At 36.2% G+C, this 12,361-nt stretch carries 10 protein-coding genes; 3 read left to right on the top strand and 7 right to left on the bottom strand.

The genetic code is table 11. The features are described from left to right. Window positions 1-25: 25 nt before the first annotated feature. A complete protein-coding gene (locus ACIQ1H_RS04055; protein WP_402886695.1) occupies window positions 26-1,780 on the bottom strand; it encodes an ABC transporter ATP-binding protein in 1,755 nt (584 codons plus the stop codon). Between the two features lie 442 nt (window positions 1,781-2,222). On the opposite strand from ACIQ1H_RS04055, the gene ACIQ1H_RS04050 reads away from it, so the two are divergent. From ACIQ1H_RS04050 to ACIQ1H_RS04040, 3 genes are all read left to right on the top strand, one after another. Continuing rightward, window positions 2,223-2,981, top strand: coding sequence for a TerC family protein (locus ACIQ1H_RS04050; protein WP_173478911.1), 759 nt, complete (start codon window positions 2,223-2,225; stop codon window positions 2,979-2,981). 185 nt (window positions 2,982-3,166) lie between these two features. Then, a complete protein-coding gene (locus ACIQ1H_RS04045; protein WP_402886693.1) occupies window positions 3,167-3,802 on the top strand; it encodes a Bax inhibitor-1/YccA family protein in 636 nt (211 codons plus the stop codon). Window positions 3,803-3,937: 135 nt separating this feature from the next. Beyond that, entirely contained in the window at window positions 3,938-4,450 is a 513-nt protein-coding gene (locus ACIQ1H_RS04040) for a ferritin (protein ID WP_173478913.1), read from the top strand. A gap of 60 nt (window positions 4,451-4,510) precedes the next feature. On the opposite strand, the gene ACIQ1H_RS04035 is transcribed toward ACIQ1H_RS04040, so the two are convergent. From ACIQ1H_RS04035 to rbsK, 6 genes are all read right to left on the bottom strand, one after another. Next, window positions 4,511-5,695, bottom strand: a complete 1,185-nt coding sequence (locus ACIQ1H_RS04035; RefSeq protein WP_402886691.1) for an iron-containing alcohol dehydrogenase — start codon at window positions 5,693-5,695, stop codon at window positions 4,511-4,513. Window positions 5,696-5,710: 15 nt separating this feature from the next. Continuing rightward, complete coding sequence (gene ahlS, locus ACIQ1H_RS04030; protein WP_402886689.1) at window positions 5,711-6,556, bottom strand: AhlS family quorum-quenching N-acyl homoserine lactonase; 846 nt, start codon at window positions 6,554-6,556, stop codon at window positions 5,711-5,713. A 23-nt stretch (window positions 6,557-6,579) separates the two neighbouring features. After that, window positions 6,580-8,001, bottom strand: a complete 1,422-nt coding sequence (locus tag ACIQ1H_RS04025) for an aldehyde dehydrogenase family protein (RefSeq protein WP_402886687.1) — start codon at window positions 7,999-8,001, stop codon at window positions 6,580-6,582. Window positions 8,002-8,105: 104 nt separating this feature from the next. Next, window positions 8,106-9,095, bottom strand: coding sequence for a LacI family DNA-binding transcriptional regulator (locus tag ACIQ1H_RS04020; protein ID WP_402886686.1), 990 nt, complete (start codon window positions 9,093-9,095; stop codon window positions 8,106-8,108). Window positions 9,096-9,281: 186 nt separating this feature from the next. After that, window positions 9,282-11,132: a dynamin family protein gene (locus ACIQ1H_RS04015; protein WP_402886684.1), complete on the bottom strand. Its 1,851-nt coding sequence runs from the start codon at window positions 11,130-11,132 to the stop codon at window positions 9,282-9,284. Between the two features lie 245 nt (window positions 11,133-11,377). Then, window positions 11,378-12,259 carry a ribokinase gene (rbsK, locus tag ACIQ1H_RS04010; protein ID WP_402888543.1) on the bottom strand — a complete coding sequence of 294 codons (882 nt, stop codon included), beginning with the start codon at window positions 12,257-12,259 and terminating at the stop codon, window positions 11,378-11,380. Window positions 12,260-12,361: the final 102 nt, after the last annotated feature.

Here is a 12,361-nt window from a genome sequence, read left to right as displayed (position 1 = left end):
TTTACTCAATGCCCTTTGATAATGCTTAATAGTCAAGCTGTTGTTGCATAACTTTTTCATGTTCAGTTTTTCTAAATTGAATATGATGTAATTTCGCGAAAATACCGTCTTGCTCTACTAATTCCGCATACGTACCATCTTCTTCAATACCATTTTGAGTAACGACAAGCACACGATCTGCATTACGTATTGTCGCTAGCCGATGTGCAATTATGAGTGTTGTTCGATTTTCTGCAAGCTCAGCTAACGATTGTTGAATAATCATTTCTGTTTCTGTATCGAGCGCAGATGTTGCCTCATCCAAAATTAAAATCGGTGGATTTTTCAAAAACATACGAGCAATCGCGATACGCTGCTTTTGCCCCCCAGATAACTTTAAGCCACGTTCACCAATCTGTGTCTCATAACCATCTGGAAGCTCTGCAATAAATGATTCTAAATGCGCTCTTCTAGCTGCTTCTTCAATGTCTTCATCACTTGCACCTAAACGACCATAAGCAATATTTTCTCGAATAGTTCCCGTAAATAAAAAGACATCTTGTTGTACAATGCCAATTTGTGAACGTAGAGAGGCTTGTGTCATATTCCGCACATCTAAGCCATCAATCGTAATCGCCCCTTTAGTGACATCGTAAAATCTTGGAATTAAGGAACAGATTGTCGTCTTCCCTGCACCAGATGGGCCAACAAAGGCAATTGTTTGTCCTGCTTGTACATCAAATGAAATATCCTGTAAAACAGTTTTAGATGTATCATAATTAAAGTCAACATGTTGAAACGAAATATCACCACATAAATGCGTTACTTGCTTTGCTCCCTCACGATCCTGAACTTCTGGCTCCTGCTCTATTAACTCACGGAAACGTTTAAAACCTGCCATCCCTTTTGGGTATAGTTCTAATAAAGCACTAATTTTATCGATTGGTTTAATAAGAACATTTGTATATAATACAAAGCTTACAAGACCTCCATACGATAATTTTCCATTAAAGCTTAACCAAGCACCTACTACAAGGACAACTAACGTTAACAAACGAGTCATCATATAAATACTGGAATGAGCCCCTGCCATAATCTTATAAGCGTATAATTTTGCTGAACGGAAAAAACCATTTTGCTCCTTAAAACGCTCCATTTCAAATGCTTCATTCGTAAATGATTTCACAACGCGAACGCCAGAAACGCTATCCTCCACACGGCCATTTACATCTGCAATTTTAACGTATAACGTTTTCCATGCGTTGTTCATCTTAATGTTACTAACTGTCACAAGCCACATTAAAAACGGCACCATAATAGCTGCAATTAATGCAAGTGTTGGATTGACATTGAACATAATGACGAACGCACCCAAAAACGTCATAATCGCAATAAATAAATCTTCTGGCCCGTGATGGGCAAATTCGCCAATATCAAATAAGTCATTCGTTATTCTGCTCATAATATGACCAGTTTTCGTATTATCGAAGAAACGGAATGATTGGCGCTGTACATGATTAAACAGTTCTTGTCGCATATCGGTCTCTATATTGATTCCTAATTTATGCCCTAAATAATTGACAATAAAGTTTAATACAGTGCTAAGTGCATACACTAGTAATAACAAAATACTTACTTTGACAATCATACTCCACTCACCAGTAGGTAGCAGTTTGTCAATAAACCATTGTACAGCTAATGGAAAGGCAAGCTCTAATATTGCTACAACAATCGCACTAGAAAAATCGACTACGAATAATCGTTTATGTGGTTTGTAGTAAGAAAAAAATTTTTTATACATATATGACTCCCTTCTAAGTTGCTAAAAAATTTCACTTATCACCAATAGTACCACTTGTGATAATAATTCGGAAAATAATTTTTAAATATAGGATTACTTTTGATTTGCTTTTCGTCCACTACATGCTATAATCTTGGTAAGAAGAATTGAATAGCTTTTGACATTTTTGTCAAAGGGGAGTAGCTAGCAGATGTGAGCGATACATCTGATTTCACATTCGTCATTACATGGCTTTCGCCATCGGGTGTGATAGCAAACTCATCTAATAGATGAGTGCTGTACCGAAAGTTTTCGGTGCAATTTATTATTTGGAGCTTCCAAATAGTTGTGCTTAGCAAGACCTTTGCCTATTTTTTAGGCATGGGTCTTTTTCTTTTGCCTAAAAATAAAAATAGGAAGAGCATCATATTCATTTCTGTCCAAAATAAAGGAGGAAACACATTTGGAAGCCATTTTATTAGAATACGCATGGGTATTAGTTGTATTAATAGTACTCGAAGGACTTTTAGCAGCGGACAATGCAGTCGTTATGGCCGTTATGGTTAAACATTTACCAAAAGCTCAACAACAAAAGGCATTATTATACGGATTAGTAGGTGCGTTCATTTTCCGTTTTGCCGCTTTATTCTTAATTACAACACTCGTGAATTTTTGGCAAATTCAAGCTCTAGGCGCTGCTTACTTATTATTTATGTCAATTAAGCATATTTACGATTCGCGGAAAGCTGCTGGAGACTCCGATGAAATTAAAGAGCCTAAAAAACAATCTGGTTTCTGGATGACCGTTGTAAAAGTTGAACTTGCTGATATTGCCTTTGCAGTAGATTCCATTTTAGCAGCAGTTGCCATTGCGGTTACACTACCACATTTAGGGAATTTCGATGTTGGTGGCATTAACGCAGGACAATTCGGTGTTATGTTCCTTGGTGGTATTATTGGGGTCGTAATGATGCGATTTGCAGCACGTTGGTTCGTACGTGTACTAGAAAAATTCCCGTCACTTGAAACGGCTGCTTTCCTAATTGTTGGTTGGGTTGGTGTGAAATTAGCTGTCTTAACTTTAGCACATGAAAAATTAGGTGTTATTCCACATGATTTCCCACACTCAACGCTTTGGAAAGCGACATTCTGGATTGTATTAGTTGCAATCGCTCTAAGTGGCTACTTAGTAGGTGTCAAAAACCAAAAGAAAGAAGCATAAACGCTTATAATAAAATTCGCCTAGACATAATGTCTTGGCGAATTTTTTATAATAGTTAATGGCAGTTCGTCAAAGCTTAGGGGTGATTTCACTTGATATAATGGCGATTCCCCTACTCTCTCAATGCTTGCTACTGTAAAATCGGGTATTGGATTAAGAAAGCTTAAAAAGAAAGGAATTTTTAAATGGCTTATGCTAACCGTAATCAAAACTTAAATAAAATTTTAAAACACTTTACCTTTATGTGGGTATTAACCGCGATAGGAATATTTGTTGCCACTTTATTACCATCGACAGTGGTCATGCCGCTTTCGCTTATATGTATTATACTCCTAATCATTGCCTGCTTCGTTCGTAGCTTAAAACTAGCCAACTCGATTATGTACGCAATCCCCTTTTTAATGGGGATTTTACTCTTTTGGACAACACAATTTTTTATTGACCAGCTCGGACCACAATTAGTTTTATTAGTCTTCGGAGCAACCTTAATCATTTTCATCATACTCGCTCTAGTAGGTATGGTGATGAATAAGGATATTTCAAATTGGGGAAGCTATTTATTCACTGTACTGATCGTCGTGCTTGTGTTTTCGCTTCTTTTTATGTTTATTCCAGTTAGTAATGTTATTGGGCTTATTATTGCAGCAGTTTCTGTCTTACTGTTTAGTCTTTTTACAGTATATGATTTTAACCGTATTCGACATAATCATGTGTCTGACGAAGAAGTCATTGGGATGGCATTAAATCTATATCTAGATTTCATTAATCTATTTACAAACCTATTAGAAGTAATATGGCGATTAAAAAATGAATTTGATTAAATTTTCTAATTGAGAACGAATATCAATTCACTTTTGCACCATTTATGGCGAAAAATATATTTTTCTGTATGATGACCATCTTTCGCTATATACTAGAAGAAGTAGTAGGTATTTACTGCAAAGGGAGGAACATTTATGTTATCTGAAAAACTACACACAGCGCTAAACGAACAAATGAATTTTGAATTTTACTCCGCTCATGCTTATATGGCAATGGCTGCATTTTGCACAGATCAAGATTACGATGGCTTTGCAAATTTCTTTTTAGTGCAAGCTGAAGAAGAACGTTTCCATGCAATGAAATTTTATAATTTCTTAAGTGATATGGGCTATCGTGCATCAATACATGGATTTGACAGTCCTGAAAATCATTTCGACTCTATTTTACATGCCTTTAAAACAGCTATGTCTCATGAAAAAGAAGTGACTCGTCGTATTTATAACTTATCTGATATTGCATTAGATGAACGTGAGCACGCAACGATGGCATTTTTAAAATGGTTTATCGATGAGCAAGTGGAAGAAGAATCAACATTTGATACGCTAATTCGTAAAATCGAACGGATTGAGAATGATTCTAATGCTATTTTTATGCTTGATGCAGAATTAGCGAATCGCTCTTTCACGCCAGATACTGAAGCTAAATAAAAATAAAGGGATGTATCAAACGTAGTTGATACATCCCTTTTTGTATTCACAATTTACTCCCTACAACGGCCAGTTTGGCTCTCGAATTTCTCCATCAAATGCCGCACGATAAATAGCAAAAATATCATCTCGATTTAATGCCATCGGGCTGCGAGCTAAAATTCTCGTTTGCTTTGTTGCATCATCTGTTAATTGTTCAAGTGCAGATTCTGGTATGTTAAAGCCTTTCAAAGTAGAAGGAATATTTACATCGTTTACTAGTTGTTGTAATGCATCCACACATTTGTAGGAAGCTTCTTCTTGAGATAAGTACATCGATGATATTCCCATTGCATCTAAAATATCTTTCATACGTTTTTCGCAGCTTTTGCGGATATAGCCCATTACGTATGGCAATAATACTGCGTTTGAATCACCATGTGCAATATGGTACTGACCACCAAGCGGATAAGCCAAGGCATGTACCCCTGCTACACCTGCATTAAAAAATGCCAAGCCTGCTAAATAACTACCATAACTCATATCCGAGCGAGCCTGCTTGTTTTTACCATCATGTACAGCTGTACGAATTGAGTTACTAATTAATCTAATTGCTTGCAGTGCAAGACCGTCTGTCACTTCATTTGCATTAATAGAAACATATGCTTCAATTGCATGTGTTAAAGCGTCTACACCCGTAGCAGCAGTAACTTTTGAAGGCAATGAAATTGTTAATTCAGGATCTACAATTGCTACATCAGCAAGCAAATAATCATGGGTCACAACATCCTTAGTTGTTTCTAATGATAATACAGAAATATTGGTAACCTCTGATCCCGTCCCCGAAGTTGTTGGAATTATAATTTTCGGAAGACCTTTATTTTTAACTGCTTTCGTGCCTGTTAAATTTAAATAGTCTGCTACCTGCCCCTCATGAGTAGCTAATACAGCTGCCAACTTTGCTAAATCTAATGCACTTCCTCCACCTAACCCAATTACTAAATCAAATTGATGTTTTCGTGTATAGTCAACTAGTCGTTCGCCAATTGCAAGAGGTGGCTCAGGTGCAATGTCGGTATAAATCGTCGTCTGATATCCATTGTCCTGCAATGGCTTATTAACCTGCTCCACTAAGCCTAAGTCTTTTAAAAATGGGTCCGTTACTATTAATATATTATTTGCTTGAAATTTGTTTACTTCTACAAGTAGTTGTTGTAGACAACCCCAACCTGTATAACTTGTAGGAGTAAAGGTTAATTTATTCATTTAATCTACTCCTATCTATTCATAATAGCCCTCTGTTGATTTTCTAAATGATTTAAATTGCACAGGATCATGACCAAACCAAACTTGTGAATTTGTCTCATTTGCTAATCGTCGAATTCGTTCAACTGTTGAATTATAGCCGACTGAATCATAAATAATACCAGGTGGCTTAACAGGAGGGCCAAAGCTTTCTGCTGTGTATATAGCATCAGATGCTAAAATTATTCCCCCTGTGTCTGGCATATGAATATGCAAGCCAAGCATCCCCCAAGCGTGACCGCTTCCAAAATTCAATATATTAATGCCTTCTGCAAGTTTTACATTATCCTCACCACGTTTGATGAGTCGCCACTGTAAGTTGTTTTTAATCCACATATCAATATCACCCCAAACATATGCGCCATCCTTAACATTTTTAGCGTAAGTTTGTAATGTGCCATTAAATTCATCTTCCTGCACAATAATCGTAGCATTCGTAAATAATTCTAAACAACCTGCATGATCTAAATGAAGATGTGAAGCTACAACATATTTAATATCTTCTGGGCGAACATTTAATTCTTCAAGACGATGGTGTAAATAGCATTCTTCTGGCATATTAATAGGAAAAGCTTTTTGTGTAAATTCTCCCCAGCGTCCTTCAGGTCCCATTGAGTTCGGATTACATGCTGTATCAAATAAAATTTTCCCTTCTGGATGATCAATTAAAACTGTATACACTGGGAATTCAACAAATTCATTTGGTTGATTTGGGTGATCGATTGTTGCCGGATTATGCATCGCGATCATATAATTTTTATCCATTCGCATCGTGCCATTATCCATAACAAATAGCTTAGCGTGTTGATTTATCATCTTCATTTACATACATCCCCATTCCATGATTAGTTGTTATTCCAAATAACTAGTTTCATCTCAGTCATTTCTTCTATTGCATATTTAATTCCTTCTTTTCCTGTCCCGCTATCTTTTACTCCACCATATGGCATATGATCTACACGATATGTAGGAACATCATTAATGATGACACCACCTACTTGTAATTTTTTCGATGCTCTAAATGCCGTTTCGATAGTTGGTGTAAAAATGCCAGCTTGTAACCCGTAATGAGAATCATTTATGGCTTCGATTGCTTCATCTATTGTAGACACTGTGTTGACAATCACTACTGGAGCAAAAATTTCTTCACATGAAACACGGCTATTAGAGGATACATTGTAAAGCACTGTAGGCAATAAAATATTGTTCTCAATACGACCTCCAGTAATTATTTGTGCCCCATTCCTCACAGCTTCTTGAATCCATGTAAGTGCTCGTTGTTGCTCCGTTTCTGAAATCATCGTTGTAAGATCTGTCGTTGGATGAAGTGGATTTCCTAAGGTTAGTTGATTAATTTTTGCTGTTAATTGTTCTAAAAATGGGTCAATTACATTTTCCATGACATAGATTCGTTGTAGTGAAATACATACTTGACCTTGGTTTGAAAACGCTCCCATAACAATGCGATCCATAATTTTATCTAATTGAACACCTTCATCAACAATAACGCCTGCATTGGAGCCAAGTTCTAACGTCACCTTTTTCAAACCAGCTCGATTACGAAGTGATATTCCTACTGCAGGACTGCCTGTAAATGTAATCATTTTTACCTGTGGATGGGCTAAAAACGTATCTCCAATGAGTTTTCCTTGCCCCGTAACTAAATTAAAAGCACCTGCTGGCAAATCTGTTTTAGCTAGTAGTTTCGCTAAAAAATGTGCGGATAGGGCCGTTTGTGTTGCTGGTTTTAAAACAATTGTATTTCCTGCTGCTAATGCAGGTCCTACTTTATGTGCGACAAGATTTTGAGGAAAATTAAACGGTGTTATGGCCGCTATAACCCCAATTGGTTCTCGGAGAGTATAAGCAAACCGTCCTTCTCCACCTTTTGAAGCGTCCATCGGAATCAACTCTCCTGCAAAGCGCTTTGCTTCTTCTGCAGCAAACTTATATGTTTCAATTGTTCGGTCTATTTCTGCAATTGCATACTTTAGTGGCTTCGCTGATTCTAAGGCAATGATTGATGCGGCTTCTTCTCGATGATCTGCAAATAAATTCGATAATTGTTCTAAAATTTGTGCTCTCTGGAATGCTGTTAAAGATGCCATTTTTGAAGTTGCTTGCTGTGCAGATTCTATTGCATTTTGCACGTCATCCTTACTTGCCATAGCGAATTTAGCAATTAATTCTTTTGAATACGGGGCATACACATCCGTATACGCCTCAGTCATACGCCATTCGCCGTTTATCAATAATTCTTTCTTCAACTCTTCACCTTCCATTTCTTTATGGTTACGTATTCATTTCAGAAAATAAAGAAATGAATACGTAACCATTTATGAGGTAAAAAAATAAACTGACAAATATCAGTTCATTTTTTACCTGTGGTGTTTCTTGGGAAAAGTTTAACAGATTCCGTTTGCTGGATGCAAGCACTTTTTTTCTCCATTACATCAAATAATTTTTCAATCGCTAGAAATCCTAGATTTTTTTCCGATTCGATGCCTACTGTAGTCAAGGATATTGAATGGTGTTTACTTAACTCCACATTATCAATACCAATCACATTAAAATCGTTAGGAATAGTGAATCCCTGCTCCAAACATTGGTTAAGAATTTCAATAGCAATTGCATCTGTAGCTGCACAAATCGCTGACGGTCTTGGATTAAGAAGCAATAGTTCTTCAAATACTCTTTTTATATCATCTTTGCTCGTATTTGTAAAAAATACTGGCACGATATTTGCATCTATTTCTGCTTCTGCTAACGCTCTTTTGAAGCCCTCATACCTTCCATAGAAAGTGCTCATTTCATGTGGTCCACCAATCCAGCAAAGATCCCTATGCCCCAAAGACAACATATGGTTAGTCGCTAAATAACCAGCCTCCACATTATCAATTTCAACAAAATGCTTATTTTCTTTATGTTTACGGTTAAACATAATAAAGGGGATATCTAATTTTTCGAGCTTATAAAATAATGGATCTGTATATCCGATAGAAGATAATATAATCGCATCAACTTTCGTTTCTAATACGGAATTATAAATTGTATGTAAATTTTCTTCCGTTCCAAAATGTACATTTACCTTATAACCCCTCGCATTAGCAAAATTAACTATTGCTGTTGTTGTATCAACAAAAAAGGGATTATGCAAAGGACCAGAAATTAACGTAATAATCCCTGTCTTTTGTTGTACAAGTGATCTTGCAATATCATTTGGTATATAGTTTAATTCTTCAATTGCCTCCATCACTTTTTTTATTGTTTTCGGTTTAACTAGTTCAGGAGTATTTAATACTCGAGAAACAGTTGTCTGTGAGACACCCGCAAACCTTGCTACATCTTTAGAAGAAACCAAAAAACCACCCACTTCATCTTTGTATGCCTATTTTATATCATCATTAGAAGAATGTTAATAGGATGTATCTAGTTAAGCTGCAAGCTAAAATTGAAGTTGTTTCCTTTCATACTCAAATTAATCATAGGTAAATAAAACAAAGCCCTAAAAGAATCCATCACTTTTAGGACTTTGACTTAACAAATACTATGCTTCATATTGAATTTCTAATTTATTTGGTATTGCTGGAATATCGTTGGATTTAACATCCGTCTCTGCAAGGCGTAATTCTTGTAGAGGGTATTTACTGTGAACCTCAAAAGGAATCTCTATACTTTCCATTTTATTGTTCATCTGACTTCTAGCAAGTAAGCCATTTTTTGATAAATCTATATCAATAATACTGTCGATTGTTTCTTTCAGCATTTGTTGATCTTTTATGCGAAGTGGCATACTATCCCCCATTAGGAATGGTTGGATATTATCTTTAATAAATCCTTGTGCTTCAATTAAACATGAAAACTCATTTAATTTAGCCGCATATAATTTTAGTTGCTTTTTTTCTTTGGCACGTTGTTGGTTAAGCTCTTTAACTCTTTTTTCTATTCGAGCTAGACGCTGTTTCGATAACCCAATCAAATAGCTTTGAACTGTTTGCATTTCGTCCATAATTGAGGCTTCCGCTTCACGTACTTTCGCATATTGAGAAACACATTCTTCTTGCTGTTCATTTAAGCGTAAAACACGCTCTTTGAAAAATTCATTTTGGGTATGTTGGCCAAAGATGGCTTTCATGAGTCCTTTGCCATGAATTTTTTTATGTTGCGCATCTAAGCGCTCATATTCTCGCATATATTCGTTGTGCATATTTCGATATTCACGTAAAGCTTGTTGGTAGACTATTGCCTTTTCAGTAAACTGTTCTACGTAATCATCTTGTAAATAATCATTTTGAGAAATCGTTTGTAAGAGCTGATACAACGTTTGTACATTTTTGAATACATTTGCTACTTGTCCATATTCTTGTTCGTATTCTTGTACAATCGCTAAATCACGCTGATAACGTGAAAATTCATATTGTGAATCTCCCGCGACCTTTTCTATATTTTCAACGGCTGATTGGAATGGATCACGTTGTGGTATAACTGTTAATTCGAAACGGAAACGTTCTAGCCATTGTAAAAAACGAATAATAATAGCGTACGTTTTTTTATCACTATTCATCGCAACCCGTTGAATTTGCGCAATTAAATGATCATATTGACTTTGATGCCATAATTCTTTATTTTCAGTTCGTTGTGCTTCAAGTGCATTTACTGCCGAAACAGGAACAAAGTCGCTAATTAAATGACCAATTCGTTCTTTTTCAGAACTTATAAACGCCTCTGTATTATTATCTTTATCGATTGCATTTACAATACAAAGAGGGACGACCCCTTTATTTTTTAAAGCTTCCATTAATAAAATTTCTGCATCGATTGCCATTGACTGCGAGCGTAGCACCCAGAAAATTTCATCCACACGATTTATTAAAGATTCAGAGAAATAGGCCATTTCTCCCCCGCCTGCTTCTAAAGACACAGAGTCGATAATTGTAACAGATTTCAATAAATCATGTTTTATATATACTTCTAGATAATCTAAATGTTCACGTAAAATTTGTGATGCAAAAGTATCTCCAGTAGTGAGTAATTCTAGCTTACTCATATCAAATATTGCCACCATACCATCTAAGAAATAAGCTTTTACTTCCTCATTTTCACCGTAACGTAAAAACGTATTAACCCCTGTCGGATTTTGATCGCTAACAGGTAAAATAGAACGACCAAGAAGTCCGTTCACAAGTGTTGTTTTTCCTACCCGCTCTTTCCCGACTATAAGTACCATTGTTTCATTGTTTGCATCTTGGATTATACGATTTAAGTGCTTAGCTGTATCTTTTACATATGTATTTTGTACAATAATGCTGTGCAGTTGACGTAAACGATCCACAAACTGTGGCAAAATATTATTCGCTGAGGCTGTATAGTCGATTGGCGTAGTGTCAATATTCGTCATCCTCAAAACCTCTTTCCTATGTATCTATAGTTTCATTATAAATGAAACTATTCTAATTCTTATACATAGTTGAAAATTAATAACAAAAAAGGACAAACTACTTAGTTCGGGTTGTCACAAATAGGATTTAGTTCTTAGTTGTTTTTCTTTATTTTCTTTATTTATTGCACAAATAGGTAAATGCAATGAGAATTTTCTCGCTAACAACTAATGCATTAAAAGCTCAATTTTAAGTGCTATCTTGTCTATTCGTCAAAACCCGCCATTCGCGCATACACTTGGCTAAGTGTTGGCATACCGCCTTGTGCGCCTAATTTCTCCACAGAAAGTGATGCCGCTATATTTGCAAAATAAACAGCTTCATCCAAAGATTGCCCCTCTGTTAATGCATAAGCAAGTGCACCGTTAAATGTGTCGCCTGCTCCTGTTGTATCTACTGCTTTTGTCATATAGCCAGGCACATGTATAGGATATTCTCCATCAAAGTAACGCGCACCATCACTTCCTAATGTAACAATCATCTTATTCGGATATTTTTCTAGTATACTGTCAATATTGTCTCCAAATAACTGGGCACACTCTATTTCATTCGGTGTAATGTATGTGATATCCTCCATCCATTGCATATCAAAATTGGCTGCTGGTGCTGGGTTTAATAATACTGGCACATTAGCATCTTTACATAATTCCAATGCATATGCCGTCGTTTCTTTTGGAATTTCCAGCTGTAAAATTACGATTTTGCTCTGTTCTATCACGTCTTTAACTGCATCTAAATGGGACGGATTCAACTTATAATTTGCACCTGGTACAACAATAATGCGATTATCATGATGATGAACTAAAATATTAGCTACACCCGTAGGCTCTGAAGCTGACATAAGCGTATTCGTATTTACATGCTCCTGCTCTAAAACTGTTCGCAATGTATTACCAAAGTCATCATTGCCTACGCAACCAACCATTGATACTTCACTGCCTAAACGTGCAGCGGCAATTGCCTGATTCGCACCTTTTCCACCTGGGCTCGTTCGAAATGCTTCACCAAGTACTGTTTCTCCTTGCTGAGGAAAATTTGCCATTTGTATTACTAAATCCATATTCAAACTACCAATTACGGTTATCATCTGCATCATCCTTTCCAATCTTCCTTACCATTTTACAGAGTCAACAATAGAAAGACAAAGACTTACTTGTTAGCAGTGTTACGTTGTAGCGGCGATTTCACA

Source organism: Lysinibacillus sp. NPDC097279, assembly GCF_044761745.1.
Taxonomy (GTDB): domain Bacteria; phylum Bacillota; class Bacilli; order Bacillales_A; family Planococcaceae; genus Lysinibacillus.
Note: the sequence above shows the minus strand (reverse complement) of the source record. Positions and strands in the feature narration are given on the sequence as shown.

Excerpts from the sequence above, each read along its gene's own strand:
- ahlS (WP_402886689.1), bottom strand. The coding sequence starts at position 6,556 with ATGAAGATGATAAATCAACACGCTAAGCTATTTGTTATGGATAATGGC.
- rbsK (WP_402888543.1), bottom strand. The coding sequence starts at position 12,259 with ATGATAACCGTAATTGGTAGTTTGAATATGGATTTAGTAATACAAATG.
- ACIQ1H_RS04040 (WP_173478913.1), top strand. The coding sequence starts at position 3,938 with ATGTTATCTGAAAAACTACACACAGCGCTAAACGAACAAATGAATTTT.
- ACIQ1H_RS04035 (WP_402886691.1), bottom strand. The coding sequence starts at position 5,695 with ATGAATAAATTAACCTTTACTCCTACAAGTTATACAGGTTGGGGTTGT.
- ACIQ1H_RS04045 (WP_402886693.1), top strand. The coding sequence starts at position 3,167 with ATGGCTTATGCTAACCGTAATCAAAACTTAAATAAAATTTTAAAACAC.
- ACIQ1H_RS04015 (WP_402886684.1), bottom strand. The coding sequence starts at position 11,132 with ATGACGAATATTGACACTACGCCAATCGACTATACAGCCTCAGCGAAT.
- ACIQ1H_RS04055 (WP_402886695.1), bottom strand. The coding sequence starts at position 1,780 with ATGTATAAAAAATTTTTTTCTTACTACAAACCACATAAACGATTATTC.